The sequence below is a fragment of the Luteibacter sp. SG786 genome (assembly GCF_011759605.1).
Classification (GTDB): domain Bacteria; phylum Pseudomonadota; class Gammaproteobacteria; order Xanthomonadales; family Rhodanobacteraceae; genus Luteibacter.
In genome coordinates, this window is sequence record NZ_JAAOYX010000001.1 from 855,837 (window position 1) to 878,900 (window position 23,064).

Genomic DNA, 23,064 nt, shown 5'->3' on the forward strand with positions numbered 1-23,064 from the left:
TCCACGAGATGATACGCCCCTTTGCCGGACGTATCCCGCTCATTCGGTGACGATCTCGAGTTCCAGCCCCAGTTCCGCCAGCGGCTCGCGCTCTTGCTCCAGGTCGGCTTCCGTGAGCGGATGCTGGTCGAGCCAGTCGGCGGGCAGCGACAGCCGCAGGCGCTGCCGGGTGGCCACGACACGGATACGCGGCAGCGCTTCGGCCCGGCGCGCCCGCCGGAACAGCACGGCAAGACGGAGGATGGCGGTGATGTGCCGGGCCAGCGTGCGGTAGCGCGCCGGCAGCGCCGAGATGACCGACTTCTCCGGCTTGCGCCGGTGCAACTCGACGATGGCCGCGAGCAGTTGCTGTTCCTGGCGAGAGAAACCCGCGAGGTCGGCGTTGCGCAGGATATAAGCGCCATGACGGTGGTGCTGGCTGTGCGCGATGGCGAGGCCGAGTTCGTGCACCCGCGCGGCCCACGACAACCACTCGCGTGCGTCGTCGTCGAGTTTCCATACCTTGGCCAGCTGGTCGAAGAGGGCCAGGGCGGTGGTTTCCACACGGCGCGCCTGCGCGCGGTCCACGCCATAGCGGGCTGCAAGGGAGTCGATGCTGGCCATGCGCGGGTCGGTACCTGCCGAACGGCCGATGAGATCCCAGAGCAGGCCTTCCCGCATGGAGCTTTCCGACACACGCAGCCTGTCGATTCCCAACGCGTCGAAGGCGGCTTCGAAGATCGCCACGCCGCCGGCGAACACCGCGGCCCGATCCTCGGCAAGCCCGGGCAATTTCAGGACGTCGGACGAGCCTTGCTCGATCAGGGCCTCGCGCACCGCGGCCAGCGATTCCGGCGTGATGCCGTCGTCGGAAAGCTTCATGGCGCGCACGACCGCACCAATGGCCTTCGCTGTGCCGGAGGAGCCGTAGGCATCTGCCCAGCCCGCTTCGCGATAATCCTCGGAGAACTGCTGGAGCAGCACGCCGATCTCGCGGCGCGCGCGCAACCAGCGCTTGCGCGTGATCTTGCCGCCCGGAAAGAAACGCATCGTGCTGGCGATGCAGCCGACCTGCACGCTCTCGGTGAGGATGGGCGAGGTGCCTCGGCCGACGATGAATTCGGTGCTGCCGCCGCCGATGTCGATCACCAGCCGATGGTCGCGCGATGCGGGCAGGTCGTGCGCCGCGCCGAGGAAGATCAGGCGGCCTTCCTCGCGGCCGGACACGATCTCCACCGGATGACCCAGGGCGGCCTCGGCGGCGGAGAGGAAAGCGTGCGGCGCAGCCAGGCGGCGCACCGTGTTGGTGGCCACGGCGCGCACGTGCAGGGCGGGAATGCCCGCGATGCGCTGGCCGAAGCGCGCGAGACTGGCAAGCGCGGCGGCCCTGTGGCTGGCGTCCAGCGTGCCGTCCGGTCGCAGGCCGACGGCCATGCGCACGGAATCCCGTAGCCGGTCGATGACACGGGGTTCGCCGTGTTCGTAACGCGCCACCACCATGTGGAAGCTGTTGGAACCTAGATCCACCGCGGCGAGCAGCTCGCCTTCGTTGATCTGAGATTTACCTGTCGATGCCATCGGCGAATTCTGTCATGGCTGGCAAGGTGAGTGTAAAGGAGAGTGTAGAAGCCGCCTTTTGTGGGAGCCGCTTCAGCGGCGATCCCGCGGCAGCGGGCAAGGTGCCGGCAAGCCCCCATCGCCGCTGAAGCGGCTCCCACACAGGGGCGATCAGGACGGCCCTGTCACAGCACGAGGCTTCGGCATCGCCGAAAGCACGAACAACAGGATGCAGAGGAAGCCGAAGACCCAGTAATCCGTTGGCGCGGGCCCCCACCAGTGGCGGTGCCACGGCACGTCCACGGGATTGAAGCGCGCGAGGCCGAAGGCCGGGTTGAGCACGAACCAGAGCCCGTCTTCGGCCACCCAGAACAGCATCACGCATGCGATCGCCCGCACTTGCGCGCGCCAGCTCCAGAACCCGCGAAACACCATGGGGAAGTGGAAAAAGAGCGCGATGAACGGAAACACCCAGGCGTGATAGCCCGTCATTGCCCGTCCGCCCCAGAACAAATCCAGCAGCCAGTGGTTCTCCACGCGCCAGGTAGGCAGGCTCGTGGCCCAGCCGTGCGGACCTTCGATCTCGATCTCCACGTGCGCGAAGAAGAAGGCGAGGACAAGCGTGAAGAGAGCGGTCGTCAAAGCGGCGACGACGCGGCGACGCGGGGAATGGCTCATGCGTGGCCCATGTGACCCAGGACCGTGGCGATCACTTCGCGTGCCGCGTGGGGTCGGCCGATGGCGCGTGCGTTCGCCGCCATCGCGGCCAGGCGCGCCGGCTCCGCTTGCAGACGGTCGATGCGCCAGGCGAGCGACACGGCGTCGATGGCCTTCCACGCCGCGCCCTGTTCCATGAGGTAGTCGGCATTCCGTTCTTCCTGGCCGGGGATGGGCGCGTTGACGATCATGGGCAGGCCCATCGCGAGGCATTCCGACGTGGTGAGGCCCCCGGGCTTGGTGATGGCCAGGTCGCAGCAGGCCATCAGGCGGTCGACGTGCTGTGTATAACCCTGCGGGAAAAGGCGCCCCCTATAGCGGGATGCTGCCAGGGCGCGCAGGCGCTCGAGCATCGCCGCGTTGCGGCCGGCAAGGACCACCAGCTGGAAGGTGTCGCCGGCCGAGAGCAGCGACTCCGCGAGTCGATCCAGCGCACCGACGCCGGCGCCGCCGCCCATCATGAGATACGCGGGCCGGGCCGGATCGATGCCGAATTCCGCCGCCAGCGCGTGGCGGTCGTGCGGACCTGCGAAGGCGGGCATCACCGGTATCCCGGTGGTGTGCACGCGGGTCTCCGGAAGGCCCACGGCCCGCATGCGTTGGGCGATTTCCTCGCTGGCGGCGAAGTAGCCCGTCATGCCGGGAATGACCCACATGCGATGCAGGTCGAAATCGGTGACCTGCAACCAGACGGGCACGTCGATACGGCCCTTGCGAATCTGCCGGGCGAGCAGTTCGGCGGGGAGGAAATGCGTGCAGACGATCGCGTGCGGCGCGAAATGGGCGATGGCGGCGCGCAGGCGGCGCGTGTGCAGTCGTTCGATCGTGCGGCGCATGCGCTGGGTGAGCGCATCGGGATGCGTGTCGTCGGTGATGCGGTAGAGCATTCCCCACACCTGCGGATGCCGGGTGATGAGGCGCAGGTAGAAGTCCGCGTAGATGCGACGGAAGCTCGCCGGCACGTAATCCATGACGTCGAGGTGGCGGGCCTCGACCTCGTGTCCCTCCATTGCCAGCGACGACACGGCCGCTTCCAGCGCTTGCGCGGCGCGGACATGCCCCGCGCCCGCCGACACCGACAGGAGGAGGACGCGACGCTTCACGCGCTATAGGCCGCTAGCAGGGCCTGCTGCGCCGAATGCGGCGCCTCGCCCGTGGCCGGTTGGCTGCGCGTGTAGCGCCCATCGCTGCCCAGGAGCCACGCCTGCGTGTTGTCGCGCAGGTAGTTGTCCAGCGTTTCCTCATAGACGCGGCGCGCCAGTTCGGGCTGCAGAATGGGCACGCCGACCTCGATGCGCCGCATGAGGTTGCGTTCCATCCAGTCGGCGCTGGCGCAGTACAACTCCGGTGAGCCGTCGTTACCGAACCAGTACACGCGGCTGTGCTCCAGGAACCGGCCCACGATGGAGCGCACCCGGATGTTCTCCGAAACGCCCGGGATGCCGGGCCGCAACGTGCAGGCGCCGCGAATGATGAGGTCGATCTGCACGCCGGCCATCGACGCGCGGTACAGCGCCTCGACCACATGCGCCTCGTTGAGCGCATTCAACTTCGCGACGATGCGGCCCGGACGCCCGTTACGCGCGTGCTCGGTCTCCCGCTCGATCTTGCCCATGACGCTGGAGTAGAGCGTGAAGGGCGAATGCAGCAGGCGCTTCAACTGGATCATCGGTCCCAGGCCGGAAAGCTGCTGGAACACCTTGTGGATGTCCTCGCCGATTTCCGCGTTCGCCGTCATCAGGCCGATGTCGGTGTAGCCGCGGCTGTTGCCCTGGTGGTAGTTGCCGGTGGACAGGTGGACGTAACGGCGAAGGCCGCCGCCTTCGCGGCGCACGATCAGCAGCATCTTCGCGTGCGTCTTGTAACCCACCACGCCATACACGACCTGCACGCCCGCTTCCTGCAGGCGGTTCGCCAGACCGATGTTGGCTTCCTCGTCGAAACGGGCCCGCAGTTCGACCACCACGGTGACGTCTTTTCCGTTGCGGGCGGCTTCCACCAGCAGGTCGACCAGGGGCGAATCCTTTCCCGCGCGGTACAGTGTCTGCTTGATCGCGAGCACGCCCGGATCGTCCACCGCGCGCCGAAGCAGTTCGACCACGGAAGCGAAAGACTCGTAGGGATGATGCAGCAGCACGTCGCGCGTGCCGAGCACGTCGAATTCGTTCAGGCCTTTTTCGAACGCGGGCGAAAGCCGCGGCGTGAAACGCGGGAACTTCAGTTCGGGCCGGTCGACCTGATCGTAGATCACGCCGGCGCGAATGATGTTGACGGGACCCTCGCAGCGATAAACGTCGGTTTCCTCGAGGTCGAAGTTCGCTATGAGCATCTCGGTGATGGCGCGCGGGCAGTCGGCCCCGACCTCGAGGCGCACGGGACGCGCGTAGCCGCGTCCCGCCAGTTCTTCCTTGAGTGCGCGCGCGAGGTTCTCGACCTCGGCTTCCTCCACCACCAGTTCGCTGTTGCGGGTGACCCGGAACTGATAGGTGGCGCACACCTCGAACCCAGGAAAAATCTCATCGGCGAACGCCTGCAGTACTTCGGCAAGGAAGACGAAGTCGCCATCGCCGCCGGAAACTTCGGCGGGCAGGCGGATGATGCGTGGGAGGGAGCGCGGCGCCCGTACCAGCGCCATGTGGCCCTCCCGGCCGAACGCGTCGCGGCCCTTGAGCACCACCGCGAGGTTCAGTGTCTTGTTGAGGATGCGGGGAAACGGATGCGCCGGATCGAGGCCCAGGGGCGACAGCACCGGCATCACCTCGTTCTGGAAATAGCCTTGCAGCCAGCGCCGCTGCTTGTCGCTCCAGCCATCGGGAGTGAGAAAGCGGATGCCCTCGGCTTCCATGGCGGGAAGAAGCTGCTCGCGCCACGTGTCGAAGATCTCGGCGACCAGGGCCAGCGCCCGCTCGCGGATACGCGCCAGGATCTCGCTGGACGTGAGGCCGTCGGCCCCGGGCACGGCCGCCCCCAGCGTGTGCTTGTGCTTCAGCACCGCCACACGCACCTCGAAGTACTCGTCGAGGTTGTTGCTGACGATGGTGAGGTAGCGCAGCCGTTCCAGCACAGGCACGTCGGGATCGCGGGCCTGGGCGAGCACGCGGAAGTTGAATTCCAGTGCCGCCAGTTCGCGGTTGATGTATAGCTCGGGGGCGCCGAGGTCCACGGTCTTGCTCATGCGTTCCACTGATTCGCTCATGGGTGCCGATGGTGGCTCATCGGCGATCGTGCGGGAAAGCGGCGACGCAGCAAGCCATCAGGGGTGGAGGCCGGCAACTTCCTGCAGCCGCGTGCCGTCCAGCAGCCGCTCGCTACCGAAAACGCAGGCAAAGGTGGAGCCCTTGCCCGGCTCGCTCTCGATCGACAGGCGCGCCTGGTGCAGGTTGAGCACGTGCTTCACGATCGACAGGCCAAGGCCTGTGCCGCCCGAATCACGGGAGCGGCTGGAGGAGACCCGATAAAAGCGCTCGGTGAGCCGGGCGATGTGCGCGGCGGGAATGCCGAACCCGGAATCGTGCACGGAGAACCGTGCGCCGCCCTCGACCTCCGCCCAGCGAATGGCGATGCGTCCGCCGGTGGGGGTGTAGCGAATGGCATTGCTCACCAGGTTCGAGAACGCGCTGTGCAGGTCCTTCTGCGAGCCGAGCAGATCGTAAGAAGTGGCGATGTCCAGGGAGACCGTATGGCGCCCCTGGCTGAGCGCCTCGGCTTCCTTGCGCAGGCTGGCCAGGAGCGGCGGCATCTGCACGTGTTCCTCGGCCACGTGCTCTTGTGTCTCCAGGCGCGACAATGTGAGCAGGTCTTCCACGATCTGTCCCATGCGCTTGGATTGCGCACGCATCTCGTCGAGCACGGGGGCCAGTTCGGGTACGTCTTCCGGGTCGAGCAGTTCGAGGTAACCGTGTATCACGGTGAGCGGGGTGCGCAGCTCGTGCGACACGTTGGCGACAAAGTCGCGGCGGATCTGTTCCAGCCGGGTGAGGTGGCTGGTGTCGCGGGCCAGCAACAGGCGCTGCCGGCTTCCGAAGGGCAGCAGCGTGGCGGTGACGTTCCGGTTGGGGTGGCCCGGCGCGGTGACGTCGTTCAACGGCTCGTGCGCGCCGTCGGCCAGCCATTCGGACAGTTCGGAGTTGCGCAGCAGTTCCTCGATCGAGCGGCCGCGGTCGCGGGGCGCTTTCAGGCCGAGCAGGTCTTCCGCGGCGTGATTGAACCAGCGGACGTGCAGCCCGTGGTCGAGGAGCACCACGGCGTCGGGGAGGGTGCCGGCCGCGCTGCGCAGGTCGCGCAGGCGGGAGGCGATTCGGCGGGTGCGAGTCATCAGACGGTCATGCTCAGGATGGGGCGTGGCGGACGATTGCAACATTGGCCGCGCCTTGTGACGGAACAGCGACAACAACACGACGGTTTGCGCTACGGCGACCACGGCGATGCCGGAGGAAGCCGAACCCGCGAGCGCGCCGACGGCACCGCCCAGCACGAGCAGTGCGGCGCAGGCGGCCGGCAATCGCCAGGTGGTGGTGAAGCGCTCGGTCATGCGGTCGGCCGGTGACGGTCTGGTGTCACCCACCATAGCGCGGCTGGCCCGCGAAAGCCCAGGCGCACACCTAGGTGTTCGACGAGAACCGGTAGCCGGCGCCGCGAACGGTCTGCACCATGTCGTCCAGCTTCCAGGGTTCCAGCGTCTTGCGAAGGCGGCGAATGTGCACGTCCACCGTGCGTTCCTCCACGTACACGCTGCCGCCCCACACGTGATCCAGGAGCTGGGCGCGCGAGTACACGCGCTCCGGGTGGGTCATGAAGAAGAAGAGCAGGCGGTATTCCGTGGGCCCGATGGGTACGGCGTCCTCGCCCGCGAACACGCGGTGCGCCGGGCCGTCGATGCGCAGCCCGCCCAGTTCGACCACGCCGGAACCGTCGTCGCCCTGGCTGCGGCGCAGCACCGCCTTGATGCGGGCGATCAGCTCCCGGGTGGAGAACGGCTTGATCACGTAGTCGTCGACGCCGGCCTCCAGGCCGTTCACCCGGTCCATCTCCTCACCGCGGGCGGTGAGCATGATGATGGGGATTTCCCGGGAAAGCTCTTCCCGGCGGAGGCGTCGGGCCAGTTCCAGCCCGCTCGTGCCGGGCAGCATCCAGTCGAGCAGGATGAGGTCCGGAACCCGCTCGGAGATGGCCATCTGTGCGGCGCGGGCGTCGGCGGCGTGCGCCGCGTCCATGCCCGCCTTGCGAAGCGCGAAGGCGACCATGTCGCGAATCGATGCTTCGTCTTCCACGATGAGGATGCGCTTATGCACGCTGTGACCATTCGTTGGCTATGACGGTCATATTGCAGCGGTGCTGTGTTACACGGCAATGACAATCGTCACATTGGCGGGAATGGGGATGACACGCCATGTGGCGAGGTGCCGGTGGCTACTGGCTCCGGCCGTCCGGGTTGTCGTCGGTCGCCACCCGCTTCTTCCGGAGTTCCAGGAGGAGGGGGGTGAGGTCGCTGATGCGGGCCTGGATGCGCGATCGCTGGTAGTAGTCGAGGTCGTCTCGCTTGAGCAGGCGGCGTAGCTGCTCCATGGCGTCGAAGGGACGGCCGGAGAGGTAGGCACTGTCGGCGTAGGCTTCGGCGGCCCGCACGGTGTCGCCCGAGCGTTCGCTGGCCCGGGCGAACGTGCGGAATATCTCGGGATCGTCGCTGTCGTCGAGCAGCGGGCGGAGCAGGGTTGTGGCGGTGCGGGCGTCGTCGATCCGGCCGCTGTTCGCGAGCGCCCGCGCGTAGCCCAGGGCCACCGCCCGGTTCCGGGGCGAGTTGTCGTGCAGGGCCTTGTAGATGGCCATGGCGTCGCCGTGCCGGCCGGCATCCTCGTACGCGTCGGCCATGGCCAGACGGATCACCACGTTGCCGGGTTGGCTGGCCAGCAGCGGCTGGAGCTGCTCGACCGCCAGGGCCCCCTGGCTGCTGCGGATCAGGGCGAGCGCGTAGCCGTACCGGTTCGCCGCGGTGTCGAAATCTTTCCGCTTGAGGTTGGTGGCGTAGTAGCTGGCGAGCTTTCGTGCGTCGCCGGAAAGCACGCGCACGCGTTCGCGCATCAGCGCATAGGTGTCGCCCACGCTTTCCTTGGGGGCGGTCGAGGTGGGGGTCACGAGGGTGGTTGGATCTTTCACGAAGAGCACCGGGGCGGTGCTCTTTTCCCAGGTGGCCTTGTCGATCGTGGGCAGGCGGGGCTTGTTGGCCTGGCGCTCCTCCAGCACACGCGCCCGCGCCTTGGCGTCGCTGATGCGGGCCAGGGTGACGGGGTGAGTCTGGAGCAGGGCGGGCAGGGCTTCCTCGCCTTCGCCGACGCGGAGCGTGTCCTGCATGCGGCCGAAGAACCCTGCCATGGCGTTCGGGTCGAAACCGGCGTTGGCGAGGGTCTGGATGCCGACGCGATCGGCCTCCACCTCGTCCTTGCGGGTGAAGTTGATCTGCCGCTGCAGCAGCAGGCCCTGGCCGCCCATGAGCACGGCCGGGGCCGCATCCCCGGCCCCGCCGCCTGCGCCGGCGGCGATGGCGCCAAGCAGCACCAGCGCCATGAGCGGGGCGTTCTTCTTGGAGTCCTCGAACGCCCGGTAGAGGTGGTTCTGGGTGATGTGGCCGATTTCGTGCGCGATGACGCCGGCCAACTCGCTTTCGCTGCTGGTGATGTCGATCAGCCCGGAGTTCACGCCGATGTAGCCGCCAGGGGCGGCAAAGGCATTGATCTGGTCGTCGCGCACGATGAAGAACGAGAAGTGGTCTTTCGGCCGGTCGCTGGCGGCCACCAGGCGGTAACCCAGGTCGTTGATGTACTGGTCGAGCAGCGCGTCGTCGACGGTCATGTCCAGCGCGTGCATCTGGCGCAGCATCATCGCGCCGTACTGGTCGGCCTCGCGCGGGCTGATCAGGGCATTGGCGGAACTGCCCAGGTCGGGCAGGCGGACGGCGTCCTGGGCTCCCGCGACGAACGTTGCGAGGGCGATGGCGGCGGCTAGGGCAGGGCGGGGGAAAGAGAGGCGCATAGGTCGAACGACGATACCATCACCAAACGATGAGGTGCCTTCCACGGGCAGGACGGTGGGATGGCTTGGACCACGGCGCCGCCCGCGGGTTCGCCTGCCTTGCAAAATCCGCTCCCGGTCGCCATCTTGCGCCCATTCCGACTGGAGAAATCCTTCCCATGTCCGCCCCCGACATCACCATCTATTCCACCGCCGTTTGCCCGTATTGCGTGGCCGCCAAGAACCTGCTGAAGGCCAAGGGCCTGTCCTGGAACGAGGTGCGAATCGATTCCGACCCGTCCCAACGCGACGTCATGCTCGAAAAGAGCGGCGGCCGGCGCACGGTGCCCCAGATATTCATCAACGGCACGCACGTGGGCGGGTTCGACGACCTGGCCGCCGCCGACCGCAGCGGCCGCCTGGCCCAGATCCTCGAGGCGGCGCACTGATGGCCGGCGATCGCGTGGAGGAGTTCACCGCGTTTCGCAAGCGGATGAACGAGCGGATCCTCGCCGAGGACAATCAGGTGGTGCGGCGCTTCTTCGCGCTCGACACCCAGACTTACCGCGAGGGCGCCCTGGATGTGAAGACCAAGGAGATGCTGGGTCTGGTGGCCTCCATGGTGCTTCGCTGCGACGATTGCATCAGCTACCACGTGGCCCAGTGCAAGGAAGCCGGGGTGAATCGCGACGAGTTCTTCGAGGTATTCAGCGTCGGGCTGGTGGTGGGCGGCTCCATCGTGATTCCGCACCTGCGCCGCGCCGTGGATTTCCTCGACTCCCTGGAAGGCGAGGCCTCGCCGGACGCCGCCGCCTGTGCCGACCACACGGCCGCCTGAAGCGCTCGATCCTTGAAGGAAGCGGGGCGGATCGCCGATAATTGGGCGATTTTCCTCCCCGCCCGCGTCCCATTCGCGCGCTTCGCTTCCCTTCAGGAGTATCCCCCATGAGCAAGACCATTGCCGTGATTCCCGGCGACGGTATCGGCCCAGAGATCATGGACGCGACCATCCGCGTCCTCGACGCGCTCGACTGCGGCCTCACCTACGACTACGTGGACGCCGGCGTGGTGGCGCTCGAAAAGCATGGCGATCTCCTTCCCCAGGCCACGATCGATGCCATCGCGAAGCACAAGGTGGCCTTGAAGGGCCCGCTGACCACCCCGATCGGCGGTGGCTTCACCTCGATCAACGTCACCTTGCGCCGCAAGTTCGACCTCTACGCCAACGTGCGTCCGGCCATCAGCTTCCCCGGCACGAAGGCGCGCTACGAGAACATCGACATCATCACGGTGCGCGAGAACACCATGGGCGCGTACATGGCCGAAGGCCAGACGCGCGAGGGTGAAGGCGAGAACGAGGTGGCCGTGTCGGTCATCCGCAATACCCGCCCCGGCATGGAGCGCATCTGCCGCTACGGTTTCGAGATGGCGCGCAAGAAGGGCCGCAAGAAGGTCACGGCCGTGCACAAGGCGAACATCATGAAGACCTCGTCGGGCCTGTTCCTCGACGTGGCGCGTGAAGTGGCGAAGGATTACCCCGATCTCGAATTCAGCGAGATGATCGTGGACAACGCCTGCATGCAGCTGGTGATGAACCCGTACCAGTTCGACGTGATCGTCACCACCAACCTGTTCGGCGACATCCTCTCCGACCTTTGCGCCGGTCTCGTCGGCGGCCTCGGCCTCGCGCCGGGCGCGAACATCGGCAAGGACGCGGCCATCTTCGAAGCCGTGCACGGCTCGGCGCCGGACATCGCGGGCCAGAAGAAGGCCAATCCCTGCGCGCTGCTGCTCGCCGCGGCCGACATGCTGGACCACCTCGACATGGTCGCCAAGGCTACCCGCCTGCGCAGCGCCATCCGCGACGTGATGGACGCCCGTGACCGCACCACGCCGGACGTGGGCGGCACCGGCACCACCGACACCTTCGGCGACGCCATCGTGGAGCGGATTCGCGCCACGGCGTAAGCCCTCGGAACAGCACCAGCGAAAAGCCCCGCCGAAGAGCGGGGCTTTTTTTTAAGCGGCTTTGTGTAGGAGCCGCTTCAGCGGCGATGGGTGCTCGCGACGGGATTGCCCGCTGCCGCGGGATCGCCGGCACTGCCGGCTCCCACAAGACGCCGCTTATTGCATATCCGACGTCCGCCCCGACCGGCACACGTCCGCTTTCATGGGATAACGTTGCACGCACCACGCCACCCACTTGCGTGTGTTCTTCTCGCGCTGGGATTTCAGAAGATGGCCGTTCTGCGGACCCATGGTGAAGCCGGTGAGTTCGTTCAGTACCGCTTCGAGGCCGTCATGCACGTACCAGGGATGGTATTGGCGATCCTCGTGTCCATGGCGTCTGACCCAGATGGATTGTTCGGGGAGGCGCCGGCCGTCGCCCAGGCGGGCCACGATGTAAGGAACAGCGGCGCTGCCGAGATGCATAAGCCGGTCGAAGGCGCGCGCCTCGCTGGCGGAATCCTTCGCCGTGTCATCGACCAGTCGGTCGACCAGCGCTCTCATGTCGTCGGGCGGCGGCGAAGCGGAAGCAGTGAACGTCGCGGCGAGCATTCCCAGGCAGAACACCATGTGCTTCATGGATGACTCCTTGGCGGAAAGACTCTTTCCGGTTCGCTATGGCTCAGCGAAAGAACGGATAAGGCGCGAGGAAGATAAGCCAGATCAGCAGCACGATGCCGATGTATTTCAGCACGCGGAACAGCTTCGGATTCGCCTTCTTGAACCGCCGCGTACGCTCGCGGCCGCGCTGGTTGAGCGCGAACATGCGATTGACGAAGCCGACCTGCTCCTTGCCGTCGTCGCTGTTGGGCGATGCGGTGATCGAACCCATGAACGCGCCCACGCGCTTGTTGATCGCTGTCATCAGGCGGCTCTTGAGCGGGCGTTCCACGTCGGCGAACAGGATCACCCGCGTCTGATTGCTGCGGTTTTCCGCCCAGTGCACGTAGGTTTCGTCGAAGACCACGTCCTTGCCGTCGCGCCACGCGTGCATCTCGCCGTCGACGAAGATGCGGCAGTCGTCGGAGTTCGGCGTGATGAGGCCGAGGTGGTAGCGCAACGACCCGGCGAACGGATCGCGGTGGGGGTTGAGCTTGCTGCCCGGCGGAAGCAGCGCGAACATCGCCGCCTTCACGCTGGGAATGGCGTTGAGCAGCTTCACCGTTTCGGGGCACAGCGCCTCAGCGGACGCGAGCGGCTCCCCGTACCACTTGAGGTAGAAGCGCTTCCAGCCTTGTTTGAAGAAGGAATTGAACGAGGCGTCGTTGTGCTTCTCCGCGGACCGGATGAAACCCTCGTCGAACAGGTGCAGGGCTTCTTCGCGAATGGTCTGCCAATTCGCCTGAAGCAGGTCGAGCTGGGGGAAGCCGCTGCGATCGAGGATGGGGCGCGCAGGCACGGCCGAGAAGGCGTACATCAGCAGGTTGTACGGCGCGAAGATGGCCGAATGGTCGACCAGTTGGCGGTCGAAGCGCAGGCGCGAGCGCCCGCGCAGATGAACCAGCAACACGCACAGCGTGAAGAGGATCAGCACGTAAAGGACGATGAAGCGTGGCCCGAGGAAATTCATGCGATGGACTCGAGGGGAACGGGCGATACATACGGCCGCTTTCGGCCCGTATCAACGCGCATAGGATACTCCGGCCTCAGTGGCCGAGCACGTGGGCGGCGCCGGCACCCGGCCGCCAGGCGCGCTGGAAGGCCTTGTTCACCCAGGCCAGTGCTGCGCGGGCCGCGGCGCGTGGCGGCTTGCCTCGCGCCAGTTCGGCGGCGAGGGCGGAGGCGAGCGTGCAGCCACTGCCGTGGCCTTCGAACGGCAGGCGGGGATGGCGGATCTCCAGCACGCCGTCCGCGTCGTAATAGCGATCCACGATGTCCCGTCCCCGTGCATGGCCTCCCTTGAGAAGCACGGCCCGGGCGCCGAGGGCGAGCAGGTCCGCACCTGCGGCGTCGATGTCGCGGCCCACAGGGCGGCCCAGCAGGGCTTCGGCCTCAGGCAGGTTGGGCGTGACCACGTCCGCCAGTGGGATCAATCGGTTCACGAGCGCGTCCATCGCATCCTCGTCCAGCAGGCGTGCGCCGCTGGTGGCGATCATGACGGGGTCTACCACCAGCCACGGCGGCTTGCGCCGCTGCATCTCCCGCGCCACGAGGCGAGTGACGGCCGCGCTGCCGAGCATGCCGGTCTTCACGGCGGCAATGGGGAAGTCGTCAAAGACCGCCTCGATCTGGCTGCGGATGTGTACGAGGGGCAGGGTGTGCACCGCGGTGACGCCACGCGTGTTCTGCGAGGTGATCGCCGTGACGGCAGTGAGGCCGTGCGTGCCGCGCGCGTGGAAGGTCTTCAGATCGGCCTGGATGCCGGCACCGCCACCGGAGTCGGAGCCGGCGATGGTGAGGGTGTTGGGTTTGGTCATGCGTTGAGGATAGTCGGTCCTCGTGCGCAAGGCGCTGGGTTCCTGCCTTCGCAGGAACGACGGTGTTGGAGAATTCTGGGTCTTTCGGGGCCGTCGCCCCTGCGAAGGCAGGGGCCCAGTGACTCAGGCCTCACAAGAGGCCCTCGAACAGGTCGTTCCAGTATGGATTGCGCTCTTCGATCAGCCTGATCTTCCAAGCCCGCTTCCAACGTTTCAGCGCCTTCTCCCGAAGAATCGCCGACTCCATCGTCACATGCATCTCGAACCACACCAGTCGATCGACCGCGTGCTCTGCGCTGAACCCTAAAACGAACTTCCCCTTGTGCTGCCAGACCCGCTTGGCGAGATCGCTCGTCACGCCGATGTAGAGCGTGCCGTTCCGGCCGGATGCCAGCATGTAGACGCAAGGATTCCTTTCCACGCGAAGCTCTCCATGAAGCGGGCGCCGGCCTCGTGCCGGCGCCCGTGTTTCCCTTTACAACGCTTCCGAAGCGAAATCCGCCAGCCTGGACCGCTCGCCGCGCTTCAGCGTGATGTGCCCCGAATGGGCCCACATCTTGAAGCGGTCCACGGCGTAGGTGAGGCCGGAGGTGGTTTCGGTGAGGTACGGTGTATCGATCTGTTCCACGTTGCCCAGGCAGACGATCTTCGTGCCGGGACCGGCACGCGTGATCAAGGTCTTCATCTGCTTCGGCGTCAGGTTCTGCGCCTCGTCGATGATCAGGTAACGGCTCAGGAACGTGCGGCCGCGCATGAAGTTGAGCGAGCGGATCTTCACGCGGGAAGCCAGCAGGTCGTTCGTGGCCTGGCGGCCCCACGAGCCGCCTTCCTCCGGGTTGGCGAGCACTTCGAGGTTGTCGGTGAGGGCGCCCATCCACGGTGTCATCTTCTCTTCCTCCGTGCCGGGCAGGAAGCCGATATCCTCGCCCACTGAGACGGTGGCGCGGGTCATGATGATTTCGCGATAGCGCTGCTGGTCCATCACTTGCGCAAGGCCCGCGGCAAGGGCGAGCAGCGTCTTGCCGGTGCCTGCCGTGCCGAGGAGCGTGACGAAGTCCACGTCCGGATCCATCAGGAGGTTGAGCGCGAAGTTCTGTTCGCGATTGCGCGCCGCGATGCCCCAGACGCCATGCGCGGCATGGGTGTGGTCATCGAGCAGGACGAGCTTCGCCTTGCGTGCGTCTTCGTCGCCGGTGATCTCGAGCACGCGCAGTTCCACGTCGTTCTCGCCCGGCATGTACAGGCACTGATTGGGGTACCAGAGCTCGTCGTCACGAACGTTCACTTCGTAGAACGTGCGGCCGCGCTCGTTCCAGGAGCGCAACTCCGGATGGAGGCTCCAGAAGTCCTCGGGCAATGCGTCCGAACCCGTGAACAGCAGGGCGAAATCGTCCAGGGCACGGTCGTTCTCGTAGTCTTCCGCGGTGATGCCGTAGATGGACGCCTTGATCCGGAGATTGATGTCCTTGGTGACGAGGATGACGGGTCGGTCGGGGAACTGGTCGCGCAGGTCGATCACCGACGCCAGGATCTGGTTGTCGGCCTTGCCGTTGCCGTGCCCGGCGCGCTGCTGGAAGAACAGCCGCCCCACCGCGCCGCGTTTCAGATTCACGCCCTGCGGATTGGTGAGTTCAAGACCGTCGCGAATGCCGTGGCCGTTGCCGCGCTCGATCAGTTCGTTGAGGAACCGGCTTACCTGGCGTCCGTTCCGAGAAACTTCCGATCCGCCTTTCTTCTTCTCGTCCAGTTCCTCCAGCACGGTCATGGGGATGAAGACATCGTGTTCCTCGAAGCGGAACAGAGCGGTCGGGTCGTGCAGAAGCACGTTGGTGTCGAGGGCGTAGATGCGCTTGCTTCCGGTCATGCGGAAGTGACCTCATGCGGAGGTTGCGATTGCCGGCCGCGCGGCGACGGCCGGAGGGGGAACCCGCCTGACGCGGTATCCGTCACGCGGTTGGAACACTCAACAGTGTGTCTAGAACGGCCTGCGCATGGCCGGGAATCTTGATGCCGCGCCATTCCGCGGCCAGGCGGCCGCTGGGATCGATGAGGAAGGTGCTGCGGACCACGCCGAGATAGCGTTTGCCATAGAGAACCTTCTCGTGGATGACGTCGAACGCCTTGCACCAGGTTTCGTCGGCGTCGGAAACGAGCGGGAAGGGAAGTTCGTGCTTGGCGGCGAAGTTCGCGTGCGAGCGCACCGAATCGCGGGACACCCCGATCACCTCGGCATTGCGGGCCTGGAACGCCGCGTAAAGGTCGCGGAAATCCTTGGCCTCGTTCGTACAGCCGGGGGTGTTGTCCTTGGGGTAGAAGAAGACGACGACCCATCGGCCTTGGAGTGAAGACAGGGACAGCGTGCTGCCGTCGCCGAGGGGGCCTTCGAGTTTGGGAAGCTTCTTGCCCTTGCCGGTCATGCGTACGTCTGCCGCTCCTTGTGATTTCAGAATTTCACAGGATCCATGATGGCGTCGAGATTGAGGCCATCGCAAAGTTCGAGGAAATCGTCGCGTAGCGCGGCGATGTGCGTTTCCGCGGGAATGCCGATGGTGATCTGCGCCTGGAACATCTCGGCGCCGGTCTGCATGGCCTGGTACCGCATGGACGAAAGCTGCTCCACGCTGATGTCTCGGCGGGAGAAGAATTCGATGATCTTCACCAGGATGCCGGGCCGATCGGCGGCGATGACTTCCACCAGATAGGGAAGAAGGTGTGCGGTGGGTTCGCGCGGCGTGGTGCGGTAGTGCACGATCTGCAGTTCTTCGTCGCGCCCGAGCTTGCCCAGCGAGGTTTCGAGCTTGGCAACGGCGTCCCAGGCGCCGACCGCCAGCAGCATGACGGACGTGTCGTTGCCGATGGTGGACACACGGGCGTCGGCGAGGTTGCAACCGGAGTCCGCGATGCGCTTGGCAAGCGCCAGGATCGGCGCGCGATGCGCCGGCGACAGCGTCGAAATCAGGAGCTGGTTGTCGGTGGTGGCGTTGCGTGCTGCAGAACGATTCAAGGCGGGTTTACCCATGGCGCGTCCCGCGGGGCGCGGAACCAACGCTTTGGGGGCAGCTTACTTGCCCGCGTCGCGCACTAGCAAGACACGTTTGGCTTCCCGACGGCCGCAGCGCCGAATGGACGCGCCGGAACGGCCCCGGTAACATGCGAAGGGCTGATGACACAACGGGTTTGGCCTTGGATATCTCAGGAAGCATCACCGCGCTGGCGACACCTTTCGCCGCCGACGGGTCCCTCGATCTGAACGCCTTCGCGCGCCTGCTCGACCAGCAGCTGGCCGGCGGTACGCAGGCCGTGGTCGTGGCGGGTTCCACGGGCGAATCGCACTTCCTGGAGCACGACGAATACGAGCGCCTGCTCAGCTTTGCCGTGAAGCATGTGAACGGCCGCATCCCGGTCATCGCCGGCACCGGCGAGGCGGGCACGGCGAAAACCATCGCCACCACCCGGCGGGCCCGGGCCCTCGGGGCCGACGCGGCGCTTGTTGTCGCACCGTTCTACGTGCGCCCGACACAGGAGGGCCTGCGCCGCCACTTCCTCGCCGTGGCCGACGAGGGCGGGCTCCCCGTCATCATCTACAACGTGCCGCCGCGCACTGGCTGCGACATCGCGCCGGAAACGGTGGCCGTGTTGCGCGACCATCCGGGCATCGTCGGCATCAAGGAAGCCAGAGGCGACGCCGAGCGCATTCAGGCCATCGCGGAACTTATCCGTGCCGATTTCGTCTACCTCAGCGGCGACGACGGTTCGGCTCCCGAAGCCATGCTGGCCGGCGCCGCGGGGACCATCTCCGTCGTGTCCAATCTCGTGCCGGAAGCCTTCCGGGCTCTCTGCGACGCCGCTCGTGCCGGCGACGTGGGGCGTACCAAGGACGCCGCGGCGCGACTTGCCCCACTGGTAGATGCCCTCAACTGCGCGCCCAATCCCATTCCCGTCAAGGCCGGTCTGGCCGCGCTGGGGCTGGGCTCGGCGGCTCCGCGGCTGCCCCTGGTGGCGCTGGAGCCAGGTCCGGCGCTGACACGGCTACGCGAAACCCTTGCGGCTCTGGCACCATTGGCGTCTGCCGCCTGAAGCACAACAACGGAACTCACATGAAGAAAACCTCGTACGCGCTGGTCGTCCCGGCACTGCTCCTCTCCGTCCTGGTCGTTTCCGGTTGCGGCGCGTTCCGCTCCAAGAAGGATTGGGAAAGGGCCCAGCAGGAAGCTCCGCTGGAGATCCCGCCGGGTCTCGATACCCCTTCGACCAGCGCCGCCCTTGTCATTCCCGACGCCGGTTCCGGCGCTTCGGGCGGCTCGGCCAGCCAGGCGGCTCCCGTTTCGGACGGCTTCGTCCTCGCCGACGATGCCGACGCCGCCTATCGGCGCATCGGTGAGCTCCTGAGCGTGGGCGACCTCGGTACCGTCACGTCGCACGACGACGCCACTCACACTTACCAGATCGCGGTGAACCGCGGTAAGCCGGAAGGTCGTCCGGGCTTCTTCCGCCGCATGTTCGGCGCCGGCAAGAACGCCGACCAGGACGCCAAGGACGCTCCGGCGTCCGCTTCCGGCGCCACCCATGCCGTGCAGTTGGCTGTCACGCCCAGCGGTACCGGCAGCGAGGTTCGCGCCCAAGGCGACGCCGACGGCGTTCGGCGTGTCATCGACGCGCTGAAGTCCCGGATGGGTAGCAAGTAAATCCGCCGCGCCCGCTGAACCGAAACGCCGCCCCCGGGGCGGCGTTTCTTTTTGCGACCGTTGCGAGGGGCAAGCGGCGGACCTTGCCGAATCGTCTTGCTGGCGCCTGCGACTTAATGTCGATGGACACCTGCCGGTTCAATACGGCGGACCAGGGCATTCAGTAGTGACACGAGCGATGCGCTGTCGAAAGCGACGGCACGCGCGACGAGGCCTCAGCGCTCGAGAAGGTCCAGCTTGCCTGGCTTGCCTTCCCATTCCTTGGCGTCGGGAAGGCCGTCCTTCCGCTCCGTGATGACCGGCCACGCCTTCGAGAGCTCTGCATTGAGCGCCACGAATGTCTCCTGCCCGGCGGGAACGTCGTCCTCCGGATAGATGGCGTTGATCGGGCATTCCGGCTCGCACAGGGTGCAGTCGATGCACTCGTCCGGATTGATCACGAGAAAGTTCGGGCCTTCGTGGAAAGCGTCCACGGGGCAGACCTCGACGCAGTCCGTGTATTTGCACTTGATGCAGTTGTCGGTAACGACAAAGGTCATGCGAACGGTTCGGCGCCGGAAGGAAAAGTGGCGCTCCCTACGAGGTTCGAACTCGTGTTCCCGCCTTGAGAGGGCGGTGTCCTGGACCACTAGACGAAGGGAGCGGGTCGTACTCGAAGTACGAAGCGCGCTAGTATAGCCGAATTCGTACGGCCGGCAACGGGTTTGCCTGCCGCTCGTCGAACCGGGTCGAATTCGTTACATTGGGCCCATTCATCCCGACCGGCAGCCGGTGGGGGCAGCCACTTGAAGGGCGCCGGGGCGCCCGCCAGGACTTCGACCGCTTGAATTCCGATACCAGGAGTGACGTTTCGCCGGTACTGCGCATCATCCCGCGCGACCAGCACTCCATTTCCCGCAAGAACATCAGCAAGGCCGCGCTGCGCGTGCTTTACCGCCTGCACGACGCGGGCTTCGCGGCGTACCTCGTCGGCGGCGCCGTGCGCGACCTGCTGCTGGGCGGGCACCCGAAGGATTTCGACGTCGCCACCGACGCCACACCGGACGAAGTGAAAAGCCTCTTCCGCAACTGCCGACTCATCGGCCGCCGGTTCCGGCTGGCGCACGTGGTGTTCGGCCCGGAAATCATCGAGGTGGCCACCTTTCGCGGCACCGGTGAAGAGGGCGGCGAAGGCGACCGCCACATCGTCGACGGACGGATCGTTCGCGACAACATATGGGGCACCATCGAGGAAGACGCCGTGCGTCGCGACTTCCGGGTGAACGCCCTGTATTACGACATCTCCGACTTCAGCGTGCGCGACTACGTGGGCGGCATGCGCGACCTCGAAGACCGCACCATGCGTCTCATCGGCGATCCCGAGCAGCGTTACCGCGAAGATCCCGTGCGCATGCTCCGTGCCGCACGCCTTGCGGCGAAGCTGGGCTTCACCATCGATCCGGCCGCCGCCGCGCCGTTCGCGTCGCTCGGCCACCTTCTGGGCGAGGCCGCGCCGGCTCGCCTCTTCGACGAGTCGCTGAAGCTCTTCCTGGCCGGTCACGGCCTGAAAAGCTTCAAGATGCTCGAGGCCTGCGGCCTCCTGAAGTTCCTTTTCCCGGCGACCGCTCGCGCACTGGAGCGTGGCGACCTCGCGCTGCGCGCGCTCGTCGAGCAGGGGCTTGCCAACACCGACGCGCGCATCGCCGAAGGCAAGTCGGTGACGCCCGCCTTCCTGTACGCGGTGCTCCTCTGGGGCGAGGTGCGCGACCAGGCCCAGGGCTGGATCGCACAGGGCTACGACGACAACGAGGCATGGCAGCGCGCCGCCGTACACGTGGTGGGCGAACAGTGCCAGCGCGTGGCCATCCCCCGCCGGTTCACCTTCACGATGGAAGAAATCTGGGCGTTGCAGCCGCGCTTCGAGCAGATCCATCGCAAGCGCGTGTTCCGCCTGATGTCGCATCCGCGTTTCCGCGCGGCCTTCGACTTCCTGCTGCTTCGCGCCCACGAGTCGCCGCGCATGCGCGAGCTGGGCGAGTGGTGGGCGCATGCCCAACAGCTTCCGCCGGAAATGCTGGCCGCGGCGCTTGGCGGTGGCGGTGTTCCCCCGCACGAGCCGTCCGCGGCTTCGGGTGCGCCGGCGAGAAAGCGCCGCCGCCGGCGCAAGCCCGTCGGACGCGGCAAGGGCGATTCGGGCGGCACGTGATCGCCCGCGCCTTCATCGGCCTGGGCGGCAATCTCGGCGATGCGCAGCAGACCCTGGAAGCGGCCATCGCCCGGCTGGCGAACCATCCGGAACTGGCGCTGACGGGGCGCTCCGCCTTCTACCGGACAGCCCCCTGGGGCGTGCTTGACCAACCGGACTTCGTGAACGCAGTTGTTTCGGTCGACACGGCGTTGCCCCCGCACGCGTTGCTCGACGTGCTGCTGGAGACCGAGCGTGCATTTGGCAGGGTGCGAGACGGGGCGCGGTGGGGGCCGCGTACGCTGGACCTTGATCTTCTTCTCCATGGGGCGGCGGTTGTCCACGACGAGCGTCTCGACATCCCGCATCCACGCATGGCCCAGCGTGCCTTCGTGCTCCTGCCACTGGCCGACATCGACGCCACGCTCGACATTCCCGGGCAAGGCCGCGTCGCGGAATTGCTGGAAACGCTTGATACACAGGGCTGCGAACGCCTTTCCTAGGCGCGACGCGACGGCGTAGCATGGGTATGCGCCAGGACGGCGCCCAACGGAATCCCTCATGGACGAACAGGGGAATACGATCTTCGTGCAGATTCCCGCGTATCGGGATCCGGAACTGCTGCCCACGCTGGTGGATCTCGTCGACAAGGCGAGGCATCCGTCCCGGTTGCACGTTTCGGTTTGCTGGCAGCACGACGGCAGCGAGAGCCCCGGCGACTTCGAGGCCGGGGGATTCACCCTGAGCAGCCGCATCGTGGGCGGGCGCCTGCATCACCGCCTTTCGCGTCGCGGTGCCGTCGTACAGCTTTTCGACTACGCCATGCACGAGTCGCGTGGCTGCGGGTGGGCGAGGGCCGTCGCCCAGCAGGGGTTCGCGAGCGAGCGCTACACGCTGCAACTGGATTCGCACCATCGCTTCGCGCGCGACTGGGATGCCAGCCTGGTGCAGATGCTGGAGGATGTCCGTTCCCATGCATTCCCGCGCCCCGTGCTCGTTGCCCACCCGCCGGCCTATGCGCCGGGCGACCCGACGCCTCCGTATTGCGATCGCGGCTACCAGATCGATTTCGTGGAATTCGGCGGTCCCGGGTTGGTGCGCACCCGCTCCACGACCATCGATTCCCCCGCCGGGCGGAAAGCGCCCGTGCGTGCGCGCTTCTTCAGCGGGGGATTCGCCTTCACTGACGGGAGTTTCGTTTGCGACGTGCCTGCCGATCCCGATCACTACTTCAACACCGAGGAGATCACGCTGGCCGTGAGGGCGTATACGCATGGATACGACCTTTTCCATCCGCACCGGCACGTGCTCTGGCACTACTACGGACGGCAGGGCATGCCCAAGGTCTGGGACGACCAGGCGAAGGCGCTCGCGCGCGGCGACACGACGCTCGACGGCGCGCAGCTCGGCATGCGGGCCATGGCAGCGGCGGAAGCCGCCTTCGGCATGCATGGCGAGCCCGAGCCGGTGCCCTGGCTGGGCCGGCAGCGGAGCCTGGAGGACTACGAGCGTTACGCGGGCATCTGTTTCGCCCTGCGCTCGGCAACGCCCGAGGTGTTCGCACGCATCGCCCCGTCGGATGCGGACCTCGCCCTCCCGCGCGGCCAATGGGAAGCGAAACTGAAACCGGCGGTGGGCGTTCCTTGAGATACCGCGACTTTGGGCGGACAATTCCGGTTTCTACCCATGAGGCGACAGAGCGTGTACGTCGAAAATGCGAGTGCGCCGGCGCGTAAGCCGGTGACCGTGCCGGGCCTGAAGGCGATGAAAGCCGAAGGCCGGAAGATCGTGATGCTCACCGCCTACGACGCGAGTTTTGCCTCGCAACTGGAAACCGCAGGGGTCGACGTGGCCCTGGTGGGCGATTCCCTTGGCATGGTGGTGCAGGGCCGGTCCAGTACGTTGCCGGTCACGATCGATGACATGGTCTACCACACGGCAGCCGTGGCCAGGGGGCTCTCCTCCACGCTCCTGGTGGCCGACCTTCCGTTCATGAGCGACCGCGACGTGCCTGCGGCGATGGACGCCGCCACGCGCCTCGTCGCCGAGGGCGGTGCGGCCATGGTGAAGATCGAGGGGGCGGGGCGCGTCTGCGAGGTCATCGCCGCGCTCACCGAGCGGAATATCCCCGTGTGCGCGCACCTCGGTCTCACCCCACAGTCGGTGAACCGGCTGGGCGGCTACAAGGTGCAGGGAAAGACCGAAGAAGCCGCCATGCGGCTCCTGGAAGATGCCAGGGCCGTGGAAGCCGCCGGTGCCGACCTCCTGGTACTCGAGTGCGTTCCCTCCGCCCTCGCGGCGCGCATCACGTCGGAGTTGTCCATTCCCACGATCGGCATCGGTGCCGGGGTGGACTGCGACGGCCAGGTGCTGGTGGTGTACGACCTGCTAGGGCTGACCCCGGGAAAGCGGCCTCGATTCTCCAAGGATTTCCTCGCCGGCCGTGGTTCCATCCAGGCCGCCATCGCCGCTTTTGCCGGGGACGTGCGGGAGAAACACTTCCCCGGCCCCGAACACAGCTTCACCTGAGGAC

24 protein-coding genes and 1 tRNA gene are annotated in these 23,064 nt (G+C 66.5%); 9 read left to right on the top strand and 16 right to left on the bottom strand.

What is annotated here, in order from left to right; genetic code table 11:
• Positions 1–39: 39 nt before the first annotated feature.
• From FHS47_RS03700 to FHS47_RS03730, 7 genes are all read right to left on the bottom strand, one after another.
• Positions 40–1,557: a Ppx/GppA phosphatase family protein gene (locus FHS47_RS03700; protein ID WP_167023115.1), complete on the bottom strand. Its 1,518-nt coding sequence runs from the start codon at positions 1,555–1,557 to the stop codon at positions 40–42.
• Positions 1,558–1,707: 150 nt separating this feature from the next.
• Positions 1,708–2,214, bottom strand: a complete 507-nt coding sequence (locus FHS47_RS03705) for a hypothetical protein (RefSeq protein WP_167023118.1) — start codon at positions 2,212–2,214, stop codon at positions 1,708–1,710.
• Complete coding sequence (locus tag FHS47_RS03710; RefSeq protein WP_208381776.1) at positions 2,211–3,356, bottom strand: glycosyltransferase; 1,146 nt, start codon at positions 3,354–3,356, stop codon at positions 2,211–2,213. Before FHS47_RS03710 ends, FHS47_RS03705 begins: the two co-directional genes overlap by 4 nt.
• Positions 3,353–5,428, bottom strand: a complete 2,076-nt coding sequence (gene ppk1 / locus FHS47_RS03715; RefSeq protein WP_208381777.1) for a polyphosphate kinase 1 — start codon at positions 5,426–5,428, stop codon at positions 3,353–3,355. The genes FHS47_RS03710 and ppk1 overlap by 4 nt, the downstream gene beginning before the upstream one ends.
• Positions 5,429–5,506: 78 nt before the next feature.
• Positions 5,507–6,613, bottom strand: a complete 1,107-nt coding sequence (gene phoR / locus FHS47_RS03720; protein ID WP_247741340.1) for a phosphate regulon sensor histidine kinase PhoR — start codon at positions 6,611–6,613, stop codon at positions 5,507–5,509.
• A gap of 241 nt (positions 6,614–6,854) precedes the next feature.
• Positions 6,855–7,544 carry a phosphate regulon transcriptional regulator PhoB gene (gene phoB / locus FHS47_RS03725; RefSeq protein ID WP_166698972.1) on the bottom strand — a complete coding sequence of 230 codons (690 nt, stop codon included), beginning with the start codon at positions 7,542–7,544 and terminating at the stop codon, positions 6,855–6,857.
• A 118-nt stretch (positions 7,545–7,662) separates the two neighbouring features.
• The gene (locus FHS47_RS03730) at positions 7,663–9,279 is read right to left on the bottom strand and encodes a M48 family metalloprotease (protein WP_167023127.1); all 1,617 of its coding nucleotides are present in this window, start codon (positions 9,277–9,279) and stop codon (positions 7,663–7,665) included.
• Positions 9,280–9,437: 158 nt separating this feature from the next.
• On the opposite strand from FHS47_RS03730, the gene grxC reads away from it, so the two are divergent.
• From grxC to FHS47_RS03745, 3 genes are all read left to right on the top strand, one after another.
• The gene (grxC, locus tag FHS47_RS03735; RefSeq protein WP_167023129.1) at positions 9,438–9,707 is read left to right on the top strand and encodes a glutaredoxin 3; all 270 of its coding nucleotides are present in this window, start codon (positions 9,438–9,440) and stop codon (positions 9,705–9,707) included.
• Positions 9,707–10,096 carry a carboxymuconolactone decarboxylase family protein gene (locus tag FHS47_RS03740; protein ID WP_167023132.1) on the top strand — a complete coding sequence of 130 codons (390 nt, stop codon included), beginning with the start codon at positions 9,707–9,709 and terminating at the stop codon, positions 10,094–10,096. The genes grxC and FHS47_RS03740 overlap by 1 nt, the downstream gene beginning before the upstream one ends.
• A 107-nt stretch (positions 10,097–10,203) precedes the next feature.
• On the top strand, positions 10,204–11,226 hold the full coding sequence (locus FHS47_RS03745; RefSeq protein WP_167023135.1) for an isocitrate dehydrogenase: 1,023 nt from the start codon (positions 10,204–10,206) through the stop codon (positions 11,224–11,226).
• A 156-nt stretch (positions 11,227–11,382) separates the two neighbouring features.
• Here FHS47_RS03745 and FHS47_RS03750 read toward each other — a convergent pair whose 3' ends face one another.
• The 7 genes from FHS47_RS03750 to FHS47_RS03780 all read right to left on the bottom strand — a co-directional run bounded on the left by FHS47_RS03750 (position 11,383) and on the right by FHS47_RS03780 (position 16,701).
• Entirely contained in the window at positions 11,383–11,844 is a 462-nt protein-coding gene (locus FHS47_RS03750; RefSeq protein ID WP_167023136.1) for a hypothetical protein, read from the bottom strand.
• Between the two features lie 43 nt (positions 11,845–11,887).
• Entirely contained in the window at positions 11,888–12,835 is a 948-nt protein-coding gene (locus FHS47_RS03755; protein WP_167023139.1) for an aspartyl/asparaginyl beta-hydroxylase domain-containing protein, read from the bottom strand.
• Positions 12,836–12,911: 76 nt separating this feature from the next.
• The gene (gene thiD / locus FHS47_RS03760) at positions 12,912–13,682 is read right to left on the bottom strand and encodes a bifunctional hydroxymethylpyrimidine kinase/phosphomethylpyrimidine kinase (RefSeq protein ID WP_167023142.1); all 771 of its coding nucleotides are present in this window, start codon (positions 13,680–13,682) and stop codon (positions 12,912–12,914) included.
• Between the two features lie 130 nt (positions 13,683–13,812).
• Positions 13,813–14,079, bottom strand: coding sequence for a GIY-YIG nuclease family protein (locus FHS47_RS03765; RefSeq protein WP_167023145.1), 267 nt, complete (start codon positions 14,077–14,079; stop codon positions 13,813–13,815).
• Between the two features lie 78 nt (positions 14,080–14,157).
• Complete coding sequence (locus FHS47_RS03770; RefSeq protein ID WP_167023148.1) at positions 14,158–15,546, bottom strand: PhoH family protein; 1,389 nt, start codon at positions 15,544–15,546, stop codon at positions 14,158–14,160.
• Between the two features lie 82 nt (positions 15,547–15,628).
• Positions 15,629–16,099 (bottom strand): peroxiredoxin, encoded by a 471-nt coding sequence (locus tag FHS47_RS03775; protein WP_167023151.1) that lies wholly within the window; start codon positions 16,097–16,099, stop codon positions 15,629–15,631.
• 26 nt (positions 16,100–16,125) lie between these two features.
• Entirely contained in the window at positions 16,126–16,701 is a 576-nt protein-coding gene (locus tag FHS47_RS03780; RefSeq protein WP_167023153.1) for an ACT domain-containing protein, read from the bottom strand.
• Positions 16,702–16,832: 131 nt separating this feature from the next.
• Between FHS47_RS03780 and dapA the strand changes: the two genes are divergently transcribed.
• Together dapA and FHS47_RS03790 are read left to right on the top strand one after the other, a co-directional pair.
• Positions 16,833–17,759, top strand: coding sequence for a 4-hydroxy-tetrahydrodipicolinate synthase (gene dapA, locus FHS47_RS03785; protein ID WP_247741269.1), 927 nt, complete (start codon positions 16,833–16,835; stop codon positions 17,757–17,759).
• 20 nt (positions 17,760–17,779) lie between these two features.
• A complete protein-coding gene (locus FHS47_RS03790) occupies positions 17,780–18,367 on the top strand; it encodes a hypothetical protein (protein ID WP_167023159.1) in 588 nt (195 codons plus the stop codon).
• 215 nt (positions 18,368–18,582) lie between these two features.
• Here FHS47_RS03790 and fdxA read toward each other — a convergent pair whose 3' ends face one another.
• Positions 18,583–18,906, bottom strand: coding sequence for a ferredoxin FdxA (fdxA, locus tag FHS47_RS03795; RefSeq protein WP_167023162.1), 324 nt, complete (start codon positions 18,904–18,906; stop codon positions 18,583–18,585).
• 28 nt (positions 18,907–18,934) lie between these two features.
• Positions 18,935–19,010 (bottom strand) — tRNA-Glu (locus FHS47_RS03800).
• Positions 19,011–19,190: 180 nt separating this feature from the next.
• On the opposite strand from FHS47_RS03800, the gene pcnB reads away from it, so the two are divergent.
• From pcnB to panB, 4 genes are read left to right on the top strand one after another with little or no spacing between them, the layout of a single operon-like run.
• A complete protein-coding gene (gene pcnB, locus FHS47_RS03805; protein ID WP_167023164.1) occupies positions 19,191–20,552 on the top strand; it encodes a polynucleotide adenylyltransferase PcnB in 1,362 nt (453 codons plus the stop codon).
• Positions 20,552–21,034, top strand: coding sequence for a 2-amino-4-hydroxy-6-hydroxymethyldihydropteridine diphosphokinase (folK, locus tag FHS47_RS03810; RefSeq protein WP_167027621.1), 483 nt, complete (start codon positions 20,552–20,554; stop codon positions 21,032–21,034). Before pcnB ends, folK begins: the two co-directional genes overlap by 1 nt.
• Positions 21,035–21,092: 58 nt before the next feature.
• Positions 21,093–22,178 (top strand): GlcNAc-transferase family protein, encoded by a 1,086-nt coding sequence (locus tag FHS47_RS03815; protein WP_167023167.1) that lies wholly within the window; start codon positions 21,093–21,095, stop codon positions 22,176–22,178.
• Between the two features lie 39 nt (positions 22,179–22,217).
• Entirely contained in the window at positions 22,218–23,060 is an 843-nt protein-coding gene (gene panB / locus FHS47_RS03820) for a 3-methyl-2-oxobutanoate hydroxymethyltransferase (protein ID WP_208381780.1), read from the top strand.
• Positions 23,061–23,064: the final 4 nt, after the last annotated feature.

Excerpts from the sequence above, each read along its gene's own strand:
- FHS47_RS03780 (WP_167023153.1), bottom strand. The coding sequence starts at position 16,701 with ATGGGTAAACCCGCCTTGAATCGTTCTGCAGCACGCAACGCCACCACC.
- panB (WP_208381780.1), top strand. The coding sequence starts at position 22,218 with ATGAGGCGACAGAGCGTGTACGTCGAAAATGCGAGTGCGCCGGCGCGT.
- FHS47_RS03815 (WP_167023167.1), top strand. The coding sequence starts at position 21,093 with ATGGACGAACAGGGGAATACGATCTTCGTGCAGATTCCCGCGTATCGG.
- grxC (WP_167023129.1), top strand. The coding sequence starts at position 9,438 with ATGTCCGCCCCCGACATCACCATCTATTCCACCGCCGTTTGCCCGTAT.
- FHS47_RS03790 (WP_167023159.1), top strand. The coding sequence starts at position 17,780 with ATGAAGAAAACCTCGTACGCGCTGGTCGTCCCGGCACTGCTCCTCTCC.
- fdxA (WP_167023162.1), bottom strand. The coding sequence starts at position 18,906 with ATGACCTTTGTCGTTACCGACAACTGCATCAAGTGCAAATACACGGAC.
- FHS47_RS03765 (WP_167023145.1), bottom strand. The coding sequence starts at position 14,079 with ATGCTGGCATCCGGCCGGAACGGCACGCTCTACATCGGCGTGACGAGC.
- FHS47_RS03755 (WP_167023139.1), bottom strand. The coding sequence starts at position 12,835 with ATGAATTTCCTCGGGCCACGCTTCATCGTCCTTTACGTGCTGATCCTC.
- FHS47_RS03750 (WP_167023136.1), bottom strand. The coding sequence starts at position 11,844 with ATGAAGCACATGGTGTTCTGCCTGGGAATGCTCGCCGCGACGTTCACT.
- dapA (WP_247741269.1), top strand. The coding sequence starts at position 16,833 with ATGCGAAGGGCTGATGACACAACGGGTTTGGCCTTGGATATCTCAGGA.
- thiD (WP_167023142.1), bottom strand. The coding sequence starts at position 13,682 with ATGACCAAACCCAACACCCTCACCATCGCCGGCTCCGACTCCGGTGGC.
- FHS47_RS03705 (WP_167023118.1), bottom strand. The coding sequence starts at position 2,214 with ATGAGCCATTCCCCGCGTCGCCGCGTCGTCGCCGCTTTGACGACCGCT.
- phoR (WP_247741340.1), bottom strand. The coding sequence starts at position 6,613 with ATGTTGCAATCGTCCGCCACGCCCCATCCTGAGCATGACCGTCTGATG.
- FHS47_RS03745 (WP_167023135.1), top strand. The coding sequence starts at position 10,204 with ATGAGCAAGACCATTGCCGTGATTCCCGGCGACGGTATCGGCCCAGAG.
- FHS47_RS03730 (WP_167023127.1), bottom strand. The coding sequence starts at position 9,279 with ATGCGCCTCTCTTTCCCCCGCCCTGCCCTAGCCGCCGCCATCGCCCTC.
- FHS47_RS03740 (WP_167023132.1), top strand. The coding sequence starts at position 9,707 with ATGGCCGGCGATCGCGTGGAGGAGTTCACCGCGTTTCGCAAGCGGATG.
- ppk1 (WP_208381777.1), bottom strand. The coding sequence starts at position 5,428 with ATGAGCAAGACCGTGGACCTCGGCGCCCCCGAGCTATACATCAACCGC.
- FHS47_RS03770 (WP_167023148.1), bottom strand. The coding sequence starts at position 15,546 with ATGACCGGAAGCAAGCGCATCTACGCCCTCGACACCAACGTGCTTCTG.
- FHS47_RS03700 (WP_167023115.1), bottom strand. The coding sequence starts at position 1,557 with ATGGCATCGACAGGTAAATCTCAGATCAACGAAGGCGAGCTGCTCGCC.
- FHS47_RS03775 (WP_167023151.1), bottom strand. The coding sequence starts at position 16,099 with ATGACCGGCAAGGGCAAGAAGCTTCCCAAACTCGAAGGCCCCCTCGGC.